Source organism: Micromonospora sp. IBHARD004 (assembly GCF_052814115.1).
The window spans coordinates 2,258,340-2,281,071 of record NZ_CP199934.1; the positions used below are offsets into that span (position 1 = coordinate 2,258,340).

Sequence of the window (22,732 nt, forward strand, 5' to 3'; positions counted from 1 at the left end):
GTGGACGGCCAGGCTGAGCGCCACCGGGCATGGCGGAGGTGGGGATGCCGCGGTAACGCGGATCCCGGGGAAAGGTGGGTCGGCCGGTCGGCCGGGTCAGCGCCGGGCGGGCAGGTGGACGTCGACCCGCAGGCCGCCGTACTCGGCGGGTCGGGCCGCGATGATGCCGTCGTGCGCCTGGGTGATCGAGCGGGCGATGGCGAGGCCGAGGCCGGCGCCGCCGCCCTGGTTGGTGCGGTCCCGGGCCAGGCGCCGGAACGGCTCGAAGAGGCCGGGCACCGCCTCGGCCGGCACCACCTGGCCGGTGTTGACCACGGTCAGAGCGGGTTCGCCGCCGACCGTGACGGTGAGGGTGCCGTCGGGCCGGTTGTACTTGATCGCGTTCTCCACCAGGTTCGTCACCAGGCGCTCCAGCAGCACCCGCTCGCCGAGCACGACCCGGGGAGCGAGGTGGTGCTCGACGGTCACCCCAGCCTGCGTCGCCCGGTCCTGGTACGCGGCCAGCACCCCTGCGACGATCTCGTCGAGCCGTTGCGGCGTGCTCGAGCGCAGGCCCTGGTCGCTCTCGCTGAGCGCGAGCAGGCCGTCGATGAGTCGCTCGTTGCGTTCGTTGGTCTCCAGCAGCTGGGCGGTCAACAGCTCCAGCTGGTCGCCGGTGGCCGCCCGGCCCAGGCCGACCTCGATCAGGGTCCGCTGCACGGCCAGCGGCGTGCGCAGCTCGTGTGAGGCGTTCGCGGCGAACCGCCGCTGCCCCTCGTAGCCGGCGGCGATGCGCTCCATCATCTCGTCGATCGCCCGGGCGAGCCGGGCCAGCTCGTCGCGCCCCCGGGGCCGGATCCGGTGGCCGAGGTTCTGCGGCCCGACGTTCGCGATCGGCTCGGCGAGGTCGCGCACCGGGCGCAGGCACCACAGGGTGGCCCACGCCAGCGCCGCCACGGCGACCAGGAACACCAGCGGCAGGCCCAGCGCCAGCAGCCCGTCGGCGGCCGGGCGCGCCTGGGCGCAGACCGCCCGCAGCCCGGGCAGCGGCACGTCGCAGAACTGCTGGCCGCGTACCCACACGGCGCCCAGCAGCTGCTTCGCCAGGCGGGGCAGGGAGTACCCGACGAGCAGGGCGAGCACGCCGACCAGCAGGATGCGGCGGCGGGGGGTCCAGTTCACGCAGGGCCGCCGATCCGGTAGCCGGCCTTGGGCACGGTATGGATGATCGCCGGCTCGCCGAGCTTCTTGCGCAGGGTCATCACGGTGACCCGCACGGCGTTGGTGAACGGGTCGGCGAACTCGTCCCAGGCCTGTTCCAGCAGCTCCTCCGCGCTCACCACCCGGCCGCCCGCGCGCATCAGCACGTGCAGCACGGCGAACTCCTTGGGGCTGAGGCCGAGGGCGCGCCCGTCCCGGGTGGCGGTGTGCCGGGCCACGTCGAGCACCACGCCGTGCTGCTCCAGCACCGGTGGCACGGCCGGCGCGGACCGCCGGCCGAGGGCCTGCACCCGGGCCACCAGCTCGGCGAAGGCGAACGGCTTGGTCAGGTAGTCGTCCGCGCCCAGGCCGAGCCCCTCCACCCGGTCCCGGATCCCGGCGGCGGCGGTGAGCAGCAGCACCCGGGTACCGACGTCGGACCCGGCGATGTTCCGGCACACCTCGTCGCCGGTCTGCCCGGGCATGTCCCGGTCCAGCACGGCCACGTCGTACCGGTTCACCTTGATCCGCTCCAGCGCACCGTCGCCGTCGTAGCAGACGTCGACGGCCATCGAGAGGCGCCGCAGCCCCTCGGCGACCGTGTCCGCCAGCAACCGCTCGTCGTCCGCCACCAGCACCCGCACGCTTCCGCTCCCCGTGTTTCCTCGTCGTCCGGCACACCGTTGCAGGCCGGGGTTAAGGGTTCTGTAAGCACTCGCAGGAACCATCCTCCGCGACGGCGCTCGGCGGACAAACCGCCGCAAGCCCGGCCGCCGGTTTCCTCCCCGAGCCGCGCGATCTGTGGCATCCGTCCCGCCCCAAAAACAGGCTATTGACGAGCGGGGGTGGGCTGAGTCACGAAGGCGGCGGGTGGGTCGAACGTCGAGCTGAGCAGCGAGCAGAAGGCGCCGGCTCTGCGAGTCGTCGCCGACCATGGCGCCGTCGGGCGGTTGGTCCTCGACTACGAGACCACGTCGCTCGCCGATGCCGCTGAGGCCTGGTCACGGCAAGCCGCTGGGCGCGCCACGGGCCGGATCGTGCTGACGCCCGACGGTACGAGGCGCCGCACCACCTGACGCGCTCCCGCCCGGCCATCCTCGAGCGCCGCACTCCGGCGTTCGACGTTGAACGCGTCGTCCACCTGGCCCCGCCCGCCCGGGCGGGCCCTTCCCGCGAATTCAGCGCCCGGAGCCGCGCGCGGCGGCTTCCGGTACTGGATCGCCCCCCGGCTTCCGCCGCTTCAGTCGTGCCGCGCCGACGGCGTTCAGACCCACGCCCCAGATCAGCAGGACGACGAGCCACTGCGCCCATGCCACGGCGCTCATCCGGCCGGAGAGCAGGTGCCGGGCAGCGGCGTACGGGGTGAGCCAGGCCTGGGCGGGCCGGAGGACGTCGACGCCGCCCAGCACGAACCACAGGCCCAGCGGCAGCACGATGCTGGCGAGGAACGCGACGACGTACGACCGCAGCAGCAGGCCCAACCCGGTACCGACCAGCTGGGCGACGACCTGCACCAGTATCCCGCCCACCGCGACGGTTCCGGCGTGACGCCACGGGTCCTGAGCGGTGCCGGACGGTGCGACCGCGAGCGCAGCGGCACAGACCAGGACCCCGAAGACCCCGACGGCGGCGGCCAGCAGCGTCGCCGCCAGCAGGGTCGGGGCGAGCCGGGTCGCACGGGGTGCCTGCCGCAGGTCGCGGGCCAGCAGGATGCCGAGGAACGGCACCGTGACCGACATCAGGCTCTGCACCGGGTCCGAGAGCGTGGCGAACGTCAGGTCGGCGGGCTGCACTGCCGCGGTCATCGCCCCGGCGGCTGCCAGGCCCGCCAGCAGGGTGATCGCGACCAGCCACCGCCGGGGCCGCGTCCCGACGGAACGCCGGATCGCGCCGAGAGTCGCCCCACCCGAGCGGACGGTTGCCTCGTCGACGTCCAAGATGTGCCTCATAGCCGGCCCTCCCGTCCTGCCCCGTCCGTCATTCTCTCCTATCTGGATGGACCACGTCACGAGCCGGTGCTCACCACCCGAGAGACGCAGGCGCCGCCGTCGGGCGTGACGCCTGGCGAGGTCGTTCGGGCGGAGCGGTGGAGCGGTGGAGCGGGGGAGCCGCCCGAAGCCGGAGTATGGACAGATGCAGACGGCGCGCGTGGTGGGGTGGCTCGGCCTGGTCGCACACCTGGCCTTGGGAACCTGGTATGCGGCGAGTGGGTTGGTCGCCCCGGCCTGGGCGGTCGCGGGGCTGGTGTTGGTCTGGTTGGTGCTCCTGGCGGTGGCGATCCGGCTTCTGCGTCGGCGGCCGGCGCTCGTGCCGTTGGTGCCGCTGTCGGCGGTGCTGATCTGGCTGGCGGTCGTCTCGGCCGGTGACGCCTGGCTCGGCTGGACCGCGTGAGGGACGGCCGGGAGGGCTTAGCTTGATCCTCAATCTGTGCGGGCTTGGCGTGCTCGGGCCAGGCGGCGGCGACCCGGCCCGTGGGAAGCACGACGGGCGGCTGCGGCACGCCGAGCCCGGGGATGGACTCCTCGAGGCCGGCCCGGCGGTGCGGCTGGCCATCGCCGCTCTCCGGGGCTGGCGCCATCCTGCTGCGTCGGCCGCTGACATTCCTGGTCGCTCGATGCCAACCGCACCAGCTTCTGGCCACGCCGGTCGTCGGGCCGTACTGCGTCGTGGCGACCGATGCTCCGCGACGTGCAGCTACAGGGCGGGTGATGGTGGCTCGGGTGGCCTTCCATAGGCGCGGATGGCGGTGCTTCCTGCCGAACAGTGCGAGCAGCCCGGCCACCGCGAAGAGGATCACCGCGCCGACCAGCGCGGCCACCCACGCCGGCATGAACTCGGCGAGGAGCAGGATGAACGCGGCGACGAGGACACCCGTACCAAACAGTGCCGTCCCGCCTGCGCCACCAACCATCGCGGCACCGAAGCCGGCGCGTTCACCTTTGGCCGTTAGCTCCGTCCCGGCCAGAGCTAGCTCGTCGCGCACCAGACGGGCGAGCTGATTGGTCTCACGCTGCACAAGTTGCGCGACAGTAGCTTCCCCTGGGGCCCGTCCGCCGCCCGGTCTCCGCCGCCCGGACCGCCGTCGCCGTGCGGGATGCAGAACGTCTTGCTGCGCGGTCAGCCACGTCCGTGACCTCCAAAGACAGATTCAGCCCGTCGCGCCAGGCCGCAGTCACCGGATGCCCCCGGCGGGCGCCTCTTGGTCACGGCTGGCCGGCGCCGTGCCTAAGCGCTTGCGGGGCGGCGCTCGCCGTCCTTACCGCGCTGCGGCCGCCGATGACGCCGTTTCCTTGTTCCGGCCAGGGAGGGCGCCGGTGAGCGGCGAGGCGTCCATGCCCGCATCGGCGAACGCGCCGTCCTGCAGGGCACGAAGATCATCGGCCGTCGCGTCACCTACGGCGCGGCGACCGCCGGCTCGTACGACGGCCACCGCCGCCGCCACCGCTGCCAGGGAAATCACTGCCGCCTGCATCAGCGGCGCCCTTCTGCTACGTCGACGCCTCATGCCGCACCATCCCTCTCACTCTCAAGTCCAAGCTTGTTTCTCATCGTGGAGACACCGCAGCGGCAATGTGGGTCTGTTCGGCGCATTCGACACGGTCGGGTCATTTCGCCGCCAATGCGCTGGCGGGAGTACGCGCGGGTCGGGCGCGATCACGAGCGGATCTGATGCGGCGCCGGGCCGAGCGCCGACGCTGGACCGTCGGTGGGCGTGGCCCGCCCATTGCCGTTGCTCGGCGGGCTCGACGGCGACCGCTCCGCGCCGCTGGTCGGCGTGGGACCGGCGGTGCGGCTCGGGGCGGTGGACGGTGTGGGCGTCCGGGAGCCGGTGGTGCGCGCCATCGGCGGGGCGCCGGATCACGGTGGGTGGTGGAGCTCGACGTCCTGCTCAGAGACGCGACGCTCTTGAGGGGCTGCCCTGGGCCTGGTAAGGGCTACGCTTCTGCTGTGATTGGCGTGCAGGGTAGCGGGAGCCACGAGCGGCTGCGTCGTATCGAGGCGGTCCCGGACGCCACGCTGTCCCAACTTGACGTCAACGACCTTCTCGAAGAGCTCCTCGACCGCGTCCGAGAGGTGCTGCGGGTTGACACTGCCGCCATCCTGATGCTGGACGTGCACGCCCAGCAGCTGGTGGCCGCTGCGGCGAAGGGGCTGAAGGAAGAGGTCCGGCAAGGCTCTCGGATCTCCGTCGGCCGCGGCTTCGCCGGCCGGATCGCTCGGGAGAAGCAGCCCGTCATACTGGACAACGTCACCGCCGCCGACGACCAGATCCTGTTCGACCGGGGGGTCCGCTCGCTGTTGGGTGTGCCCATGTTCGCCGGCGGCGAGGTGATTGGCGTAGTGCATGTCGGCTGCCTGCGGCCGCACCGATTTACCGGCGAAGACGTGCAACTGCTGCAACTCGCCGCCGAACGGGCAAGCCTTGCCAGCCGGACCCGGGCCAGCAGCATCGACCGCACTGCCGCCCTCGCACTGCAACGCAGCCTGCTACCCACCCACCTACCCGACGCGCGCGGTGTGGACATGGCCGCCCGCTACGTGCCCGGCCACGACGCCGGCGTCGGCGGCGACTGGTACGACGTGTTCACCCTCCCCTCCGGCTGGCTGGGGGTCGTCATCGGCGATGTGTCCGGACATGGACTGGGCTCGGCAGTTGTGATGGGACGCCTCCGCAGCGCGCTGCGCGCCTACGCCCTGGTCTGCGACGGCCCGGCCGACGCGCTGACGCTGCTTGACCGCAAGATCCACCATTTCGAGACCGGGAACCTCGCCACGGTCCTTTACGCCATGATCTCCCCGGACCGCACCACCATCCAGATTTCTCTCGCCGGGCACCTGCAACCCATCCTGGCCACACCAGCACACCCGGCCGACACGTTGAACGTTCCAGTTGATCTTCCATTGGGTTTGGGCCCGCATCAACCGGCCCGCCGGCACACCGAGGTCGCGTTCCCTCCCGGGGCGGTACTGATCTGCTACACCGACGGGCTCGTCGAACGCCGCGGCGAAATCATTGACGTAGGAATCGAACGGCTCTGCTCAGCCGTCGAGCCAGGTCCCGCCGAAGCGGTCTGCGCCCGCATCATGACCGCACACGCCGCCGAACAGGCCACCGACGACATCGCCCTACTCGCCATCCGCGCGACCAACAATTGTCACCCTTAGGGCAGGCGCTGGCGCTGATGGCTCCCCGCCCGGCGTGCAGCGCCTGAGCTGCTACAAGGCACACGTCAAGGGGCAGTTCGCCGAGTGCCGAACTGCCGCTGCCGGGACTTGCCCGCCCAGGCCGCAGCGGCAGCCCCGGGCGAGTTCACTCTGACCGGCTGTTCCAGCCGTCGCCCCCGTACACTGCACCTGACCGGCGCGCCAACCAGGTCCCCGGACCGATCCTGCTGTGGCCCGACGAGGCGGCTGGACCACGCACCCCGGAGGCCGCCCGCATGATCATTTCCGTCGCCACCAGGACGGATGGTTTTGTTCACCCCGCCCTCTTCTACGCCGACCGCGAGGAGTACCTGGCCGGCACGGTGCCGTTCATCCGGGCCGGCCTCGCCGCCGATGAGCCGGTCATGGTCGCCGTACCAGGGGACAACCTCGACCACATTCGCACCGCGCTTGGCGTCGACGCGGACAGGGTCCAGCTGCACGACATGACCGTGGCCGGGCGGAACCCCGGGCGAATCATTCCGGGCGTGCTGCTCGCCTTCGCCGCCGCCCACCTCGGAAAGCGGGTACGCATCATCGGCGAACCCATCTGGGCCGGCCGTACCACTACTGAATACCCCGCTTGCGCCCAGCACGAGGCCCTGATCAACGCGGCGTTCGCTGGCCGGCAGGCCACCATCCTCTGTCCCTACGACACCAGTCGCCTGGACCGGAGCTGGCTCGACGACGCCTACCGCACCCATCCGATCCTCCAGTCGGGCAGCGCGGTATGGGAGAGCCCGCACTGCGGCGACCCGGTCGCGGTGGCCGCCGGGTTCAACATGCCACTGCAGGACCCGCCTGCCCAGGCGACCACCATTACCGTCGACCTACATGCCCTCCCGGCCATCCGCCGGGTCGTGACCGCCCAGGCCATCGCGGCCGGCCTGCCCCCGGACCGAGTCTCCGACCTGACCCTGGCGGTCAACGAACTGGCTGCGAACACGGTCAAACACACCGCCGCCGGCGGTACCCTTGCGATCTGGACCGACCGCACCCGCCTGATCTGCCAGCTCACCGACACCGGGCACATCACAAATCCGCTCGCCGGCCGGATTCCGGTGCCACCGCAGCAGCCCGGCAGCCGAGGACTCGTCCTGGTTAACCAACTCTGCGATCTCGTGCGCGTCCACACCAGGCCCGGTGCCACCACGATCCGCCTTCACATGCACCGCTAATGCTCGTCCGGGCGGTGCGGTCACCCACGCCCGGGTTCGTTTTGACCCAGCGGTGACCCGGTCTCCGGCCCCCGCCGCGTACCCCGGCGCCGACCGCCCGTGGCGCGACCCGGTCCCGCCCCGGATCAGCTCGCCGGATTGCGGCCACTGGCGCACCGCGTCCTGCGCGAGCGGTAGGCCGAGGATCCGCTCAAGCCGGGTGCTCGCATCGCCGCCCACTCCTGAAACGTTACCGACAGGTCTCCCGGCCGGTACCTCGGCGACGGCGAACCAGTACCGGCACGTCCCGTCCATGAGAGCCCGTCCGTCGGTCAGTCGTCCGCCGACGGAGCTTCGAGCACCGGCGAAGACGACGACCGGTGCGCCATCGTGGATGTTGGCGTAGTCACCCGTGCCGGCGCAGCCTCCGCGCCCGTCGCGTCTGAACGCCCCGCCATCGCTGTCGGCGATCACCACCGCTCCGGACACCACAAAGCTCGGGCTGGCCGACCACCGATCTGTGCAGGCGGCAGGTTGCCCGCCGCCGGTAACGGCGACGGTGGTGCCAGTGCCGAACGCGAGTGCCACAGTGGCTGCGGCGGCCCAGGGCAACACCTGGCGTCGGCGCACCAGGGCCGTACGGCGAGGCTCCCTTTGTCGTTCCAATCATCGGGGGTGGATGAGACACATCCCGCCGGGAGCGGGCCGGTCCATCGCGGCCAACGCGTCGGGCACCTCGTCGAGGCCGATGGTGCGGGTGACCAGCTCGGCAGGGCGCAGTACGCCGGCGGTGACCAGCCGGAGCAGCTCCGGATAGGCGTGCGCGGCCATGCCGTGACTGCCCCGCAGCTCCAGCTCGAACGCGATCACCAGGTCCATCGGCAGGGCCGGGCGGCCCTGGGCGGCGGGGAGGAGTCCGACCTGCACGTGCCGTCCACGCCGCCGCAGGCTCTCGATCGAGGCGGTGCAGGTGGCGTGACTGCCCAGCGCGTCGAGCGACAGGTGCGCGCCGCCGCCGGTCGCCTCCCGTACGGCCGCGGCCACCGCGCCGGGTCCGGTGAGGGTGCTGCCGTCCAGACAGACCGTGGCCCCGCAGCTCCTGGCCAGCTCGAGCGCGCCGGGGGCGATGTCGACCGCCACCACCTGCGCACCGCACGCCGCCGCGATCATCACCGCGGAAAGCCCCACGCCGCCGCAGCCGTGCACCGCCACCCACTCGCCCGCGGCGACCCGTCCCTGGCTGACGACGGCCCGGAACGCCGTGGCGAAGCGGCAGCCGAGCGCCGCCGCGGCCGGGTAGTCCAGTTCGTCGGGGAGCCGGACCAGGTTGACGTCGGCGTTCTGTACGGCCACGTACTCGGCGAACGAGCCCCAGTGGGTGAAGCCGGGCTGCGTCTGCCGCTCGCAGACCTGCTGGTCGCCCGCGAGGCAGGACGGGCACGTCCCACACGCACAGACGAAGGGCGCGGTGACCCGGTCGCCCGGCCGCCAGCCGAGTACGCCGGCGCCGACCGCCATGACGACGCCGGCGAACTCGTGGCCGGGGACGTGTGGCGGGCGGATGTCGGGATCGTGTCCCTGCCAACCATGCCAGTCGCTGCGGCACAACCCGGTCGCCTCGACGCGGATGACCGCGCCGCCGGACGGCGGCACCGGGTCCGGGACGTCGCGGACCTCGGGTCGGGCACCGAACTCGTCGAAGATCACCGCACGCATGAGCCGCATCCTCACATGGCCGCGGACCGGCCGGCACGCCCCACCCCCCGTCGGACCTGCGGCATCCGCCGTCAGAGCCGGGCACGACGAGGGGCGATCGTGGCGGCCCCGCCAGTCAGCCGGGCAGCTTCTCGAAGAGCTCGTTCGGGCTGTCGTAGTACCTCGTCGTGCGGCCCAGGTGAGTCATGCCCAGTCGCCGGCAGACGGCCTGGGAGGCATGGTTGTCCGGATCCGTGACGGCGAGCACCTTCGCCAGGCCCCGGCTGAACGCGTCGTCGAGGACGGCCGCTGCTGCTTCGGTGGCGTAGCCGTGTCCCCAGGCGTCCGGATGCAGGTGCCAGCCGATCTCCACGTCGTTCGGCCCGCCGGAGGGTTCTCCGACCGACAGGGGAATCGGCTTGAGCAGGAGGTTTCCCACCAGGCGGCCGGCCGCGGCTGTGGTGACGGCCCAGATTCCGTGGATCGGGTCGTCGATGGCGCGCCGGCGGGCGATCGAGGCGAGTGCGTCCTCGCGGGTGCGCATGGTCGTGGGATGCGCGCCCAGGAAGCGCACGACCTCCCAGCGCGATTCGAGATCCAGGAGGAAGTCGGCGTCGTCGTCACGCCAGGACCGCAGCAGGAGGCGGTCGGTCGTGATGGTGCGCATGCGACCGAATTTAGCCAGTGTCGAGCGACCCGCCTCAACCCGACGTCCGTCGCACGCCTCTCAAGATCATCTGCGGCTGGTCGTGACCCTCAGGCGCCGCGGGCGAACAGGGCCAGGCGTACCCGGTTGGGGCTGTTGGTCTTGGTCATCAGGCTGGTGATGTGGGTCTTGACCGTGGTGACGCCGATGTGCAGCCGGTCGGCGATTTCCGTGTTGGACAGGCCCTCGGCGACCAGGTTCAGCACGTCCTGTTCGCGCGCGGTCAGCCCCTGGGCCGGTCGCGGCGTCTCGGCGCGGGCGTGCACGGCGCGCTGGACCAGGCGCTGCAGCACCTCCTGGCTGAACGGGCTGTCCCCCGCGGCGGCCCGGCGGACGCCGTCCAGCAGGTCGGCGGGGGGTGCGTCCTTGAGCAGGAACCCGCAGGCGCCGGCGGTCAGGGCCGGATAGAGGTGGTCGTCGTCGCCGAACGTGGTCAGCACCAGGACCCGGGTGGCGGGGCGCTCGGCGAGGATGCGGCTGGTAGCGGTGATCCCGTCGACGCCGGGCATGCGCAGGTCCATGACGACGACGTCGGGGATGAGCCGCGCGGCAAGGGAGATCGCCTCGCGGCCGTTGTCGGCCTCGCCGACGACCTCGATGTCGGGCTGGGCGTCGCAGAGCATGCGCAGGCCCGCCCGGATGAGATGCTGGTCGTCGACCAGCAGGACGCGGATCACGCCAGCTCCGGCGCGTGCGGCCCGGCCGGGGCCCCACGTTCGCGGGGCGCCGGCGTGACGGGGGGAGAGGTCGGCGCGGCGACCGCGGCCGGCAGGACGGTACAGACCCGCCAACCCGCGCCGGTCGGACCCGCCTCCAGCTGACCGCCGAGGACTTCGACGCGCTCGCGCATGCCGGTGATGCCGTGGCCGCCGCCGGGCGGCACCGCCGCCGGCACCCAGCCGCGCCCGTTGTCCGAGACCTCCCAGTGGACGGCCCCGTCGACGACGGAGACCGACAGGCGCGCCAGCGCGGACGTGCCCGCGTGCTTGGCCACGTTGGTCAGCGCCTCCTGGGTCAGTCGTAACACCGCCAGGCCCCGGACCGCGTCGAGCGCGCCGACCGCCGGGTCGATGTCGGCCTCCACCGTGACACCGGCCTGGCGGGCCCGGTCGACCGCCGCGCCCAGTGCCGCCGGAAGCGCCGACGGCTCGATCGCGGTCAGCGCCGCGTCACCGCGTACCCCGTCGGGGTTGCGCAGGACCGCGACCAGCCGGCGCAGATCCGCCAGGGCCGCGGTCCCCGTGCCGTGCACGTCGTCGAAGACCTCGCCCACCCGCGGATCCAGGTCCGTGAGCACGTGCCGGGCCACGCCGACCCGCAGCACCATCGACGCCACGTGATGCGCGACCACGTCGTGCAGCTCCCGGGCGATGGCGCTGCGTTCGTCGGCGCGCGCGGCGCGGCTCTCCGACTCGCGCCGACGCTGCTCCGCCGCCGCCCGCTCCTCGGCCTGCCGGCCGAGTTCCCGGGTGGTCCGGATGACCAGGCCGAGCAGCAGCGGCACGCCGACCTCCACGGTCAGCCCGAAGACGCCGGAGAGGAACCGGCCGAGCGGATCGCCGATCGAGTCGGTCAGGTCGACCGTGACCAACAGCCCGGCGGCCAGCCAGATGGTCCGCGGCCGGCGCGCCCACATGGCCAGCTCGAGCAGCGCCCAGCTGGCGCCCACCTGATTGATCGTCGTGTCGTCGATGACCTGGAACGCGACCGCCAGCAGCGCGGCCTGCACCACCAGGTTGACCAGCGGTCGCCGGTGGAACACCAGCGCGACGGCGAACGCGACCGCCGCGAAGATCCACTGCGTGCTTGTCGGCGAGCGGCCGGCCTGGGTGCCGACGACCAGGTAGCCGACGCCACTGAGGTCGAGCAGCAGCATCCGCGCGAACGTGTCCCGCGCGTCGAACAGTCGTCCCACCCACCCCACCGGATCAGCCTAGGCGCTGCGGCACACGGGCCGGAACGGCCGCCGGCCGGACCCACCTGGTTCGGACCCCGAGGTAGGCGGCCAGGCCGAGCGGTCCGAGCAGGATCGTCAGCACCAGCACCGGAGCCATGAGCAGCGCCGGCACCCCCCGTTCCCGGCTGTCGAGCCACGCCCACCTGCCGACGAACAGATCGAACGCGATCAGGTGCGCCCAGGCCGCCGCCGCGCCGTCCGTGCTGCCGAGCAGGTCGCGCACGCCGCCCAGGGTCGGCGACAGCACGGCCGGCAGCACGTCGCCGAGCGCCGGGATCACCAGCATCGCGTAGATCACCAGGCCCGGCAGCACGATCAGCGGCGACCTGATGATCCGAGCGGTCCAGGACCAGTGCGGCAGCAGGACCATCAGCGCCCAGAACGGCGCGGCCACCGCGAACGTCAGCGTGAACAGCGCCCCGGTCATGCGGCCAGCGCCAGTTCCGGGCGGCGTCGGCGGGCCACGACCACGCCGGCGGCGGTCGCGGTCGCGGCCACCAGGGCCGCCACGGCGGCCAGCGTGAGCGCGTCCGGACGCAGCAGCGGCTGCCCGCGCAGTGCCTGCCCGGTCAACAGCATCGTCAGTACGCCGTAAGCCCCGCCCGCGACGACCAGCAGCCGTACCCGGGTGCGCTCGTCCAGCCGCGTACCGACGAACCGGCTCAGCAGGATCGCCAGGATCGGCAGCGCCTGCAGGGCGTGCAGCCCCACGAAGTGCCCGATCCGCAGGTCCCCGCCGGTGGTGCTCCAGCCGACCAGCGGCAGCCCGGGGCCCCCGTCCGGTACGCCCACGCTGTGCGCCCCGGAGATCCCCTCGATCCCCGTGGCCTGGTTGGGCAGCAGCATCGGTACCGCCACCAGCATGCCCAGCAGGGACAGGCCGAGCCCCAGCCCCACCGCGTACGCGGCGGCCCGGTCCGCGGTCGGCTGCCGCAGCACCACGATCCCGATGACGACGTGCGCGATGAACAGCACCAGGATCGACGCGCCCATCGCCTGCCACAGCGCGGCGTCGAGCGGCGTCGTCTCGTTGTAGTGGCTGGTCGTGCCGCGCAGCACCTGCCCGACGATCACCACCATCTCGACCAGCGACATCGCGACGATGACCGTGCCCGCCCACTCCGCGATCCGGCTGCGTCGGGGCACCAGGGAGAGCATCCAGGCGAGGGTGGTGCCGTACAGCACGAAAGACACGGAGAACTTGAAGGGCTTGAGCCAGATCGGCGCGCCGGTGAGGACGCGCGGGTCGGCGACGATGCCGACCGCGGAGACGACGGCGAGCACCGCCATCGCCGAGACGAAGACCATCAGGGGGCGGTGCCAGTGTGCCGCCCGGTGCAGTGCGGTAGTCATACCTGTAGATGCTGGTGAGCCGGCGTCCGGACTGCGTCCGACCGCAAGCCCCGCTTGCGGCCGGCGGTCGGAGCGCCGCCTCCTCCCTGGGGAGGAGGCGGAGATGCCGGCGCACCCGGCGGGATCGGTGCTGCCGCCGAGTCGGATGGGAGCCAATAGCGCAAACCACGCCCTACGAGTCGTAGGGGTTGCCAGGATGTGAGCGTCGGCGCAGGGCGTCGGTCAGGTGCGGCGGCGGAGCGCAGTGCGTGGCCCGCGCCGATGCCCGCTGAAGTAACGACATGCCCACCTGCCGCCCCGTACCCGGCGGATGTCGACGAGGACAATCAAGCGTCACGACGCAGCGCCGCTCGGTGGAGGTCCGCTGGGCGGGGTGCCGCCGGGGCCGCCGGCCGGTGCGCCGCCGCCGGGGAGTTGGCCGCCGGCCGGAGTGGTGGTCGTGTCGACGCCGACGACCAGGGAGACGGCGTAACCGCTGGTGACGTCACCGGTCACGGTGCCGAGTTGGCTGGTGCCGGCGTCGTCGCCGAACACGTTGTCGTTCCGGAGCGTGACGTGGGCGAGATTCGTCACCGAGGTCTGGTAACCCGGCTGCGCGTACACCTTGGTGCAGGTGTCCTCGGGCAGGGCGACCTGTGAGGTGGCGATGGCGCTGCCGGCGTCGGTGATGCTGGCCCGGTCGGGGTAGACCTCAAAGTGGATGTGCGGCCAACGCCCGGCGTAGCAGGCGGGGAAGATGCTGCTGAAGCGAACCTTCCCGTCGGCGTCAGCGATCTGGACGCCGCGCAGGTAGTTCTGGTCGGTGACGCCCTCGGAGTACAGCGAGTAGCGGCCCTCCCGGTCGCAGTGCCAGACGTAGACGGCGGCTCCGGTGAAGGGCGCACTGTCGTTGGCCAGGTCCTTGATGGTCAGCTCGAGCGTCATGGGGACACCCGCCGCCGTGCCGCTGGCATCCCCGAAGCTCGAGCGGATGTCACTACGGACGACGCCACTCTGCTCCAACACGTTCGGGCCGTTCGATCCGTCGCCCGGGTAGGGGCCGGCGGTCTCGTCGGGAATCTCACCGGGCGCGGCGCTCGCCGAGGACGAGGACGACGACGCCGACGGACTGCTGCCCGAACCGCTCCCACACGCCGCGAGGCCGAGCGTGGCGGCGCCGAGGCCGAACGCCCGCAGCAGTTGCCGGCGCCCCATCAGGATCCCGAGGTCGAAGCCGAGACCCTGGTCGACAAGCTCTTCGTCGGGCCTGGCCAGCGGTCGCCCCTCGTAGGTCGACGCCCGCGCGCCGCTCTGGTTCTCCGGCACTGGTTCCTCCCGATCGTGACACCCGGCCTGCCCGGGCTGGCTCAACCCTGGACCCCGACGCGAGGAATCAGCCTTGCCCAGCTTGTGAATGAGCTGTGCGGGTGCCGGTCGCCGACCGCCCCGGGAGGCCGCGCGATCGCCCGCGTCAGATCAGGAGGTCGCGGCGTCGATAACCCTGCACGCGGCGGCCACGGCCGCGACCGGACGCTCTTCGACCGGATCAGCGACCGCGGCATGCTCCCGATGCTGGGCTGGGAACCATGGGACTACAAGGTGGACCAGGCGGCCTGCAAGGAGAAGCTGCCCGCGCATCGTGAGCTCCCCGGCCGTGGCAAGGGCCTCGCCCAGGCGATCGCCGCCCCCCACTACCACTTGACCTGGTCGCCGGGCATGCTCCCGCGCACCAAACTCGACGATCAGGCGTCGCGTGCGCTGTCGTCGTAACCGACCGGTGCCGACCGCACCGGCAGGACGGGTCTCGGCGTTCAGCGGGGACGGGGTGGGGGGCGCAGGCCGTCGAGGGCAACGCCGAGCACCCGGTCGCGCTGGTCCGGCTCCGGGAACTGGGCCATGGTGAGACCGCTGACCAGCCGGACCACGTCGTCGAAGCTGATGTCGCCGCGTACCGCCCCGGCGGCCTGGGCGCGGCGCATCATCGGCTCGCCCGCCCTGTAGATCTCCGTCCGGCAGCTGCGGAAGAACTCGGAGTCGTGCAGCAGCTCCTCGGCCAGTGCCCGCTTCGTGGCGACGTACCCGACGAAACGCCGCAACCAGGCGACGAGGGCGTCCCCCGGGGGCAGGTCGGCCAGCTCCGCGGCGGACTGGCTGAGCGCCCGGACCTCCTCGACGTAGACGGCCTCGAACAGCTCGCGCCGGCTGGGGAAGTTCCGGTAGAGGGTGCCGATGCCCACGCCCGCGCGCCGGGCCACCTCCTCCAGCGAGGCCGCCGCGCCGTTCTCGGCGAACGTCTCCCGGGCCGCCACGATCAGCGACTCGTAGTTGCGCCGAGCGTCGGCCCGTTTGGGCCGGCCTGCGAAGACGTCGGGCAGCTGCCCCGCGCTGGTCATGACGTGCGTCACCTCGCCCTGGTTGCATCCGGAGGCATGCCTCCGGTAACTTAGCGGAGGACCCTCCGGAAAGTCCGGAGCCATGCCTCCAGATAGCTTACCCCGATCCTTCGAACGGATCCGGCGGAGCGGTGACCGGCACACAGCCCCGGCACGACCAGGGGATCCGCGCGGCATCGGCCGCCGCGCCGCCCGCCCAAGAACCCCAACGACGCCTTATTCGTCGGTAATCATCCTCTTCGCCCCGTACCAGTTGGAGTTTTCTTCGTGACAGAGACCGTTCGGCGCGGCTCGCGCCGGCTCACCTTCTTCGTCCTGGCGGCCGGCGCCGGGTTCTTCGCGATGCTCCAGTCGCTGATCACCCCGGTGCTGCCGACCATCCAGCACGACCTGCACACCTCCCAGAACACCGTCACCTGGGTGCTGACCGCCTACCTGCTGTCCGCGTCGATCTTCACGCCGATCCTCGGCCGGGTCGGCGACATGGTCGGTAAGGAGCGGATGCTGGTCGTCTCCCTCGCCGCGCTCGCGCTCGGCTGCCTGCTGGCCGCCGTCGCGCCGAGCATCGGCGTGCTCATCGTCGCCCGGGTCGTCCAGGGCATCGGCGGGGCGGTCTTCCCGCTCTCGTTCGGGATCATCCGCGACGAGTTCCCTGCCGCGCGGGTGAGCTCCGCCGTCGCCGCCATCTCGGCGATCGTCGCGGCCGGCGGTGGTCTGGGCGTCGTGCTCGCCGGTCCGATCGTCACCGCCCTCGACTACCGGTGGCTGTTCTGGATCCCCATGGTCGTCGTCGGGCTGACCGCCCTCGCCGCGCACCTGTTCGTCCCCGAGTCGCCGGTCCGCACCCCCGGCCGGATCGACTGGCGGGCCACCCTTCTCCTCTCGGGCTGGCTGGTCGCGTTGCTGCTGCCGATCAGCAAGGGGTCGGCCTGGGGCTGGAGCTCGGGCCGGGTGCTCGGCCTGCTGGCCCTCGCCGCGGTGCTGCTGGTCGGCTGGTTGGTCGCCGAGGTCCGCTCCACCAACCCGCTGATCGACATGCGGATGATGCGGCTGCCCGGCGTCTGGACGACCAACCTGGTCGCCCTGCTCTACGGCGCGTCGATGTTCTCCGTCTACGCGTTCCTGCCGCAGTTCGTGCAGACCCCGACCGTCGCCGGCTACGGCTTCGGCGCCAGCATCAGCCAGGCGGGGCTGCTGATGCTGCCGATGCTGGTCGCCATGTTCGTCGCCGGCATCGTCGCCGGTCGGCTGGCGTCGCGGTTCAGCGCCAAGGCGCAGCTCGCCACCGGCGCCGCCTTCAACGTGCTCGCCTCCGCGATGCTGACCGTCGCGCACGACACCCGCTGGGAGATCGGCGTCGCCGGTGGCCTCGTGGGCCTCGGCATCGGGCTGGCGTTCGCGTCGATGGCCAACCTGATCGTCGGGAACGTGCCGGCCCGGCAGACGGGCGTCGCGACCGGCATGAACGCCAACATCCGCACCATCGGCGGCGCGATCGGCGCCGCCGTGGTCAGCGGCGTGATCACCGCCCACCCGCAGGCGAACGGCCTGCCCCGGGAGGCCGGCTTCACGATGGGATTTCTGGTCCTCACCGGCCTCGCCCTGGCCGCCGCGCTCGCGGCCCTGGCCGTCCCGTCCGCCCGGCGGGCGGCGCCCGGCCGACGTCCGGCCCGCGCGACGGAGCAGGTCGGGGAACTGGTGACCGTTCCCGCCGGGCGCTGAGCCGATCGGCGCCCGGGTGGTCCACAGCGCGTCGCGCGTGGCAGGTGATGAGGCGGGGCGCGTCAGCAGGGCGGCGACCGCGACGATCCGGCTCACCGGCAGGACCGGCCACACCACCGCCCGGAACGCGGCGTGGCCGGCGAGGAAGAAGTTGAAGGCGAGCCGGCCCAGCCGTCCGTGCCAACGGCCGACCGCGTTCCGGGAGCGGGGGCGGTGCGGGCGACCCGGGGGAGCGGCCCGACGCGGAAGCGGGAGACCGCCCGCTCGGGTCAGGTTAGAGTCGGCCGGTGAGCGCCCATACCCGCTCAATTCAGGCACTCAAGGCCGATCCGGCCATGTCCTCACTCCACCGCTCGCTGGACTTCTCCTACGGGGATCCGGCGCGCGGGGCCGCGCTCGACGAGCTGTACGCGCGGTTCGTGACCGCGGGAGACCTCCTCTTCGACATCGGGTCGCACGTGGGCGATCGGATCGGCAGCTTCCGCCGACTGGGGGCACGGGTCGTGGCCGTGGAGCCCCAACCGCTGTGCACGCGGGCCATCCGTGCCATCTATGCCGGCGACGAACACGTCACGCTGGTCGAGGCGGCGTGCGGGGCGTACGCCGGGAAGGTCCGCCTGCACGTCAACTCCCGTAACCCCACGGTCTCCACCGTCTCGGCCCATTTCCTGCGGGCCGCGAACGGTGCGGGCGGTTGGGCGGACGAGGTGTGGGACGCCGAGATCGAGGTACCGTGCGTCACCCTCGACTCGCTCCTGAGCCGGTACGGCGTACCGACCTTCGTGAAGATCGACGTCGAGGGCTTCGAGGACGCCGTGCTGGCCGGCCTGAACCGCCCCCTGCCCGCGCTCTCCTTCGAGTTCACCACGATCGAGCGCGCGCTGGCGCGACGCTGCGTCGACCGGCTCACGTCGCTCGGCTTCGTCGGCTTCGACGTCGCGCTGGGCGACGACACGTCGTTCGCCTTCGGGGAGTGGGTGCCGGCGGAGCGGATCACCGCCCACCTGCTCTCGCTGCCGCACCGGGTCAACTCCGGCGACGTGTACTGCGTCGGAGAGCGTTCCGGGTGAGCCGGGGGCCGCGGCATTCTTCCTGATCCGGGACACCGACGGGACCGTTTGCCCGTCCCGGCATCGGGAACGCGTGCGGGACCAGCCGTGCGCCGCACCAGGGCGGCGCCGCGAAGGAGGCCGCACATCATGGGTGACAACCAGCAGCCGCTGGCCGGTAAGCGGATCGCGATCCTCGCCACCGACGGGGTCGAGGAGGTCGAGTACACCCGACCCCGCTCCGCCGCCGAGCAGGCGGGCGCGGAGGTGCATCTGGTGTCGCTGTCCTCCGGCGAGGTCCAGGCCATGAACCGGGACATCAATCCGGCCAACCGGCACCCGGTCGACCGTACGGTGGACCAGGCCAACGCGGCCGACTACGACGCCCTGGTGCTGCCCGGCGGAACGGTCAACCCGGACCGGCTCCGGATGAACCCGACGGCGATGGACTTCGTCCGGGGGTTCTTCCAGCAGGCCAAGCCGGTGGCGGCGATCTGCCACGGCCCGTGGTCGCTGGTCGAGACCGGGATGGTCGACGGGCGGACCGTCACCTCGTACCTGAGCCTGCGCACCGACATCCGCAACGCCGGGGGCAACTGGGTCGACCAGCAGGTCCAGGTGGACAACGGCGTGGTCACCAGCCGCAGCCCCAACGACCTGCCGGCGTTCTGCGCCAAGATGGTCGAGGAGTTCGCCGAGGATCGACACGTGCGTCAGATGGCCACGGCCTGACGCCCCAGGGCTCCGGACCGGGCCGCGGGTCCGGTCCGGAGCCGGCTCGGCGACGTGTGGAAGCTCCGGCAGCGGGAAGGCAGAGCCGTTGGCCAGCCGGCAGCGGGAGGGACATGGGCGCCAGAACCTTCGTGGTGGTCGGTGGCACCAGCGGCCTCGGCCTGGCGGTGGCCCGCTTGCTCGTCGACGAGTACCAGGTCGCGGTGTTCGGCGACGTGTCGGACGAGGTTTCCACGATCGCCGACGACCTGGGCTGCACCGGCGTGGTCTGCGACGTCTCCTCCTACGAGCAGGTCCGGGATGCGTTCGCCGAGGTGGTCGACCGGTACGACGTGATCGACGGGGTGGCGGCGTGCGCCTCGATGTGGGCGGGCGGTGACCTGGCGGACCTCCCCCCGGAGCGGATCCGGCGGGCCGTGGAGATCAACGCGCTCGGCACCACGTACGTGTTCAAGGAGGCGCTGTACCACCTGCGCCGGCAGGACCACGGCAACCTGGTGTACATCGGGGCGCTGGCCGTGACGAAGCCCCGGCCGGGCATCCCGATCTACCGGGCCACCAAGAGCTACGGCAGCAGCCTGGTCGAGTCGCTGGCCGAGGCCCAGCACAGCAACCGGATCAAGGTGATGCAGCTGCATCCCGGACCGATGCCGACCCGGTTGCAGGAACGGGTCGGCGACCATTTCCTCGACGAGATCTACGCGCTGCCGGACCAGGTCGCCGCCGAGGTCGTACGGCTGCTGCTGCTCGCCCCCGACGACCTGTACGTCTCCGGCGAGCGCGTGCTACGCGCGGACGGGCGGTGGTGACGCCCGGAGGCGCCACGGCCGAGGTCACGGTCTCGGCGTGGGCGCCGTTGCGCACCGCGGTCTACCGCAGCCTGTGGCTGGCCCTGCTGGGCGCGAACATCGGCACCTGGATGCAGACGGTCGGCGCCCAGTGGCTGCTGATCCATCAGGAGAACGCCTCGACGCTGGTCGCCCTGGTGCAGACCGCCAGCCTGCTGCCGGCGCTGCTGCTGGCCCTGCCGGCGGGCGCGCTCGCGGACACCTTCGACCGACGGCACCTGCTGATCTCGGTGCAGCTCTTCCTGGTGGTGGTGGCCGGGGCGCTGACGCTGCTCACGGCGACCGGCCGGATGCCACCGGCGCTGCTGCTCACCCTCACCTTCGCCTTCGGCGTGGGGCAGGCGCTGACCCTGCCCGCGTGGGCGGCGGTGATCCCGGAGCTGGTGCCCCGGGAGCAGTTGCGGGCGGCCTCGGCGCTGGGCTCGATCAGCGTCAACGTGGCCCGGGCCGTCGGGCCGGCCGCGGCCGGCCTGCTGATCGCCCACACCGGGGTGGCCCCGGTCTTCGCCCTCAACGCGGTGGCGTTCCTGGTCTTCGCGCTGGCGCTGGTCCGGTGGCGGCCCGGCGACGCCCGCGCCGTCGAGGTGCCCGAGCGGTTCACCGCCGCGCTGCGGGCCGGCGGCCGGTACGTGCGACACTCGCCGATCGTGCGCCGGCTGCTGCGCCGCGCACTGGTCTTCGTGATCCCGGCGAGCGCGCTCTGGGCGCTGCTGCCGCTGGTGGCCGCCCGCCGGCTCGGCATGGACTCCAGCGGGTACGGGCTGCTGCTGGCCGCGCTCGGGGTGGGCGCCATCCTCGGCGGCCTGCTGCTGCCGAGGATCCGGACCTGGATGTCCGCCAATCAGTTCCTGCTGCTGGCCGGGGCGCTCTACGGCGGGACGTTGATCGTGGTGGCGTCGGTGCGGATCGTCCCGGTGGTACTGCTCGCCCTGCTGCCGGCCGGGGTGGCCTGGGTGACCGTCCTCGCCAACGTCAACGCCGAGATCCAGCTCTTCCTGCCCGGCTGGGTACGCGCCCGCGGCCTGGCCGTGTACCAGATCGTCCAGGCCGGCGGGCAGGCGGTGGGCGCGTTCGCCTGGGGTGTGGTGGCCGACACCGCCGGGCTGGTGGCCGCGTTCCTCGTGGCGGCCGCGCTGATGCTGATCGGCGCGGTGACGTCGCAGATCTGGCCGCTGCCCGACCTGCGCGGGACGGACAAGGACCCGACCACCTACCGGCCGCCCCTGGAACTCGCGCTCGAACCGGATCCCCGGGTGGGCCCGGTGCTGGTGGTGGTCACCTACACCGTCCGGCCGGAGCGGGAGGTCGCGTTCCTGGACGCCATGGACCACGTGCGCGGGTCGCGGCAGCGCACCGGGGCGATGCGGTGGGGACTGTTCCGCGAGGGCGAGAATCCCGCCCAGTTCGCGGAGGTCTACCAGGTGCCGTCCTGGGACGAGCACCTGCGCCAGCACGGGGGCCGGCTGACGGGCGCCGACCAGGAGGCCGAGGAACGGGCCAAGGAACTCGCCGAGGGCGAACCGGCGGTGCGGCACCTGCTGCCGGCCGCCTCCGGCCCGACGCTGGCCGACAACCGTGACCTCCCGTGACATCGCCGCGCCTGGCAGCCGGGGCCGGTGTCGTCGCACGGCGAGCCACCAGGATCCGGCAGCTCGGCCGGCAAGCGTGATCGCGAGCATTTCGGGAATGACGGGCCGCGTTGGGCGCGCGGGGACGATGGACGGCCGATGCGGATGGAAAGCCGGGCAGGTCGGGGGATGGAGTGAGAAGGATGGCTCGCAGGAGCACGATGGGTATGCGGTCGGTGACGGACACCCTGGGCATCGAACGGGCGAGCCAGGACCGCCCGTCCGAGGGCCTCGCCCGGTTCCTGGGCTGGTTCAGCCTCGGGCTGGGCGCCGCCGCCATCGGCGCGCGGTCGCGCGTCAGTCGACTCTCCGGGATCGACGACTCCCGGACGGCGCAGACCGTGCTGCAGATCGCCGGGGTGCGGGAGCTGGGCCACGCCGCGGCGCTGCTGGTCCCGCGCCGCGCGGGGTGGGGGGCGTGGACCCGGGTGGCCGGCGACGCGATGGACCTCGCCGCCTGCGGTCGGGCGCTGCAGGGTCGGCGCGGGGAACGGCGACGGCGGCTGGCGTACGCGACGGCCGCGGTCGCCGGGATCACCGCGGTCGACCTCTACACCGCCGTACGGGTCGCCCGGCGTCGGCGGCGGCCGGAGGGCAACGAGGTGCACGCGGCGGTGACGGTGAACCGGAGCGTCGAGGACGCCTACCGGTTCTGGCACGACTTCGAGAACCTGCCGCGCTTCATGCACCACCTGCAGTCGGTGCGGATGACGGGGGACCGGCGGTCGCGGTGGACCGCGAAGGCGCCGGCCGGCAGGAGAGTCGTGTGGGACGCAGAGGTCGTCGACGACCGCCCGAACGAGCGGATCAGCTGGCGCTCGGTGCCCGGCGCGAAGGTGCCCAACGCGGGGACCGTGCGGTTCATGCGGGCCGCCGGTGGCCGGGGTACGGAGGTCCGGGTGCAGCTCGGTTACCGGGCGCCGGGCGGGATGCTCGGCGCGCGGGTCGCCAAGCTCTTCGGCGAGGACCCCCAGCAGCAGGTCTGCGACGACCTGCGGCGGTTCAAGCAGGTGATCGAGACGGGCGAGCTCGTCCGCTCCGACGGCAGCCCAGAGGGCAGCACCGTGCAACAGCAGATGAAGCAGCGTCCGGCGCGACCGCTGGCGACGCGTGGGGCCGGGAGGTGAGC

The 22,732-nt window shown here is 72.5% G+C and carries 22 protein-coding genes and 1 pseudogene; 10 read left to right on the top strand and 13 right to left on the bottom strand.

Annotated elements, in window-relative coordinates; translation table 11 throughout:
• Positions 1-96 precede the first annotated feature (96 nt).
• From ACTWO6_RS11000 to ACTWO6_RS11010, 3 genes are all read right to left on the bottom strand, one after another.
• Positions 97-1,161 carry a sensor histidine kinase gene (locus tag ACTWO6_RS11000; RefSeq protein ID WP_446219523.1) on the bottom strand — a complete coding sequence of 355 codons (1,065 nt, stop codon included), beginning with the start codon at positions 1,159-1,161 and terminating at the stop codon, positions 97-99.
• Positions 1,158-1,823, bottom strand: coding sequence for a response regulator transcription factor (locus ACTWO6_RS11005; RefSeq protein WP_446219524.1), 666 nt, complete (start codon positions 1,821-1,823; stop codon positions 1,158-1,160). Before ACTWO6_RS11005 ends, ACTWO6_RS11000 begins: the two co-directional genes overlap by 4 nt.
• 534 nt (positions 1,824-2,357) lie before the next feature.
• The gene (locus ACTWO6_RS11010; protein ID WP_446219525.1) at positions 2,358-3,128 is read right to left on the bottom strand and encodes a hypothetical protein; all 771 of its coding nucleotides are present in this window, start codon (positions 3,126-3,128) and stop codon (positions 2,358-2,360) included.
• A gap of 184 nt (positions 3,129-3,312) precedes the next feature.
• On the opposite strand from ACTWO6_RS11010, the gene ACTWO6_RS11015 reads away from it, so the two are divergent.
• Positions 3,313-3,570 (top strand): hypothetical protein, encoded by a 258-nt coding sequence (locus ACTWO6_RS11015; RefSeq protein WP_446220875.1) that lies wholly within the window; start codon positions 3,313-3,315, stop codon positions 3,568-3,570.
• Positions 3,571-3,928: 358 nt separating this feature from the next.
• Here the strand turns inward: ACTWO6_RS11015 and ACTWO6_RS11020 are convergent.
• Positions 3,929-4,195 (bottom strand): annotated as a pseudogene (locus tag ACTWO6_RS11020) (phage holin family protein); the annotation flags it as partial.
• 240 nt (positions 4,196-4,435) lie between these two features.
• Positions 4,436-4,651: a hypothetical protein gene (locus tag ACTWO6_RS11025; protein ID WP_446219526.1), complete on the bottom strand. Its 216-nt coding sequence runs from the start codon at positions 4,649-4,651 to the stop codon at positions 4,436-4,438.
• Between the two features lie 476 nt (positions 4,652-5,127).
• Between ACTWO6_RS11025 and ACTWO6_RS11030 the strand changes: the two genes are divergently transcribed.
• Positions 5,128-6,345: a PP2C family protein-serine/threonine phosphatase gene (locus ACTWO6_RS11030; protein ID WP_446219527.1), complete on the top strand. Its 1,218-nt coding sequence runs from the start codon at positions 5,128-5,130 to the stop codon at positions 6,343-6,345.
• Between the two features lie 275 nt (positions 6,346-6,620).
• Positions 6,621-7,562, top strand: coding sequence for an anti-sigma factor RsbA family regulatory protein (locus ACTWO6_RS11035; protein ID WP_446219528.1), 942 nt, complete (start codon positions 6,621-6,623; stop codon positions 7,560-7,562).
• A gap of 645 nt (positions 7,563-8,207) precedes the next feature.
• Here the strand turns inward: ACTWO6_RS11035 and ACTWO6_RS11040 are convergent.
• From ACTWO6_RS11040 to ACTWO6_RS11070, 7 genes are all read right to left on the bottom strand, one after another.
• On the bottom strand, positions 8,208-9,257 hold the full coding sequence (locus ACTWO6_RS11040; protein ID WP_446219529.1) for a zinc-dependent alcohol dehydrogenase family protein: 1,050 nt from the start codon (positions 9,255-9,257) through the stop codon (positions 8,208-8,210).
• 115 nt (positions 9,258-9,372) lie between these two features.
• Positions 9,373-9,903, bottom strand: a complete 531-nt coding sequence (locus tag ACTWO6_RS11045; RefSeq protein ID WP_446219530.1) for a GNAT family N-acetyltransferase — start codon at positions 9,901-9,903, stop codon at positions 9,373-9,375.
• Positions 9,904-9,992: 89 nt separating this feature from the next.
• On the bottom strand, positions 9,993-10,619 hold the full coding sequence (locus ACTWO6_RS11050; RefSeq protein WP_446219531.1) for a response regulator: 627 nt from the start codon (positions 10,617-10,619) through the stop codon (positions 9,993-9,995).
• Positions 10,616-11,866 (bottom strand): sensor histidine kinase, encoded by a 1,251-nt coding sequence (locus ACTWO6_RS11055; protein ID WP_446219532.1) that lies wholly within the window; start codon positions 11,864-11,866, stop codon positions 10,616-10,618. Before ACTWO6_RS11055 ends, ACTWO6_RS11050 begins: the two co-directional genes overlap by 4 nt.
• Before the next feature lie 4 nt (positions 11,867-11,870).
• Positions 11,871-12,326, bottom strand: coding sequence for an ABA4-like family protein (locus tag ACTWO6_RS11060; RefSeq protein WP_446219533.1), 456 nt, complete (start codon positions 12,324-12,326; stop codon positions 11,871-11,873).
• Positions 12,323-13,252, bottom strand: coding sequence for a hypothetical protein (locus tag ACTWO6_RS11065; protein ID WP_446219534.1), 930 nt, complete (start codon positions 13,250-13,252; stop codon positions 12,323-12,325). Before ACTWO6_RS11065 ends, ACTWO6_RS11060 begins: the two co-directional genes overlap by 4 nt.
• A gap of 333 nt (positions 13,253-13,585) precedes the next feature.
• Entirely contained in the window at positions 13,586-14,557 is a 972-nt protein-coding gene (locus ACTWO6_RS11070) for an intradiol ring-cleavage dioxygenase (RefSeq protein ID WP_446219535.1), read from the bottom strand.
• Between the two features lie 84 nt (positions 14,558-14,641).
• Between ACTWO6_RS11070 and ACTWO6_RS11075 the strand changes: the two genes are divergently transcribed.
• The gene (locus ACTWO6_RS11075; RefSeq protein WP_446219536.1) at positions 14,642-15,001 is read left to right on the top strand and encodes a hypothetical protein; all 360 of its coding nucleotides are present in this window, start codon (positions 14,642-14,644) and stop codon (positions 14,999-15,001) included.
• Positions 15,002-15,042: 41 nt separating this feature from the next.
• On the opposite strand, the gene ACTWO6_RS11080 is transcribed toward ACTWO6_RS11075, so the two are convergent.
• Positions 15,043-15,624, bottom strand: coding sequence for a TetR/AcrR family transcriptional regulator (locus ACTWO6_RS11080; protein ID WP_446219537.1), 582 nt, complete (start codon positions 15,622-15,624; stop codon positions 15,043-15,045).
• 267 nt (positions 15,625-15,891) lie between these two features.
• Between ACTWO6_RS11080 and ACTWO6_RS11085 the strand changes: the two genes are divergently transcribed.
• From ACTWO6_RS11085 to ACTWO6_RS11110, 6 genes are all read left to right on the top strand, one after another.
• Positions 15,892-17,346, top strand: coding sequence for an MFS transporter (locus ACTWO6_RS11085; protein WP_446219538.1), 1,455 nt, complete (start codon positions 15,892-15,894; stop codon positions 17,344-17,346).
• A gap of 287 nt (positions 17,347-17,633) precedes the next feature.
• The gene (locus ACTWO6_RS11090; protein ID WP_446219539.1) at positions 17,634-18,416 is read left to right on the top strand and encodes an FkbM family methyltransferase; all 783 of its coding nucleotides are present in this window, start codon (positions 17,634-17,636) and stop codon (positions 18,414-18,416) included.
• 129 nt (positions 18,417-18,545) lie between these two features.
• Positions 18,546-19,127 (top strand): type 1 glutamine amidotransferase domain-containing protein, encoded by a 582-nt coding sequence (locus tag ACTWO6_RS11095; RefSeq protein ID WP_446219540.1) that lies wholly within the window; start codon positions 18,546-18,548, stop codon positions 19,125-19,127.
• Between the two features lie 113 nt (positions 19,128-19,240).
• Positions 19,241-19,936 carry an SDR family oxidoreductase gene (locus tag ACTWO6_RS11100; RefSeq protein ID WP_446219541.1) on the top strand — a complete coding sequence of 232 codons (696 nt, stop codon included), beginning with the start codon at positions 19,241-19,243 and terminating at the stop codon, positions 19,934-19,936.
• Positions 19,930-21,564, top strand: a complete 1,635-nt coding sequence (locus tag ACTWO6_RS11105) for an MFS transporter (RefSeq protein ID WP_446219542.1) — start codon at positions 19,930-19,932, stop codon at positions 21,562-21,564. The genes ACTWO6_RS11100 and ACTWO6_RS11105 overlap by 7 nt, the downstream gene beginning before the upstream one ends.
• 200 nt (positions 21,565-21,764) lie before the next feature.
• The gene (locus ACTWO6_RS11110) at positions 21,765-22,730 is read left to right on the top strand and encodes an SRPBCC family protein (protein WP_446219543.1); all 966 of its coding nucleotides are present in this window, start codon (positions 21,765-21,767) and stop codon (positions 22,728-22,730) included.
• Positions 22,731-22,732 lie beyond the last annotated feature (2 nt).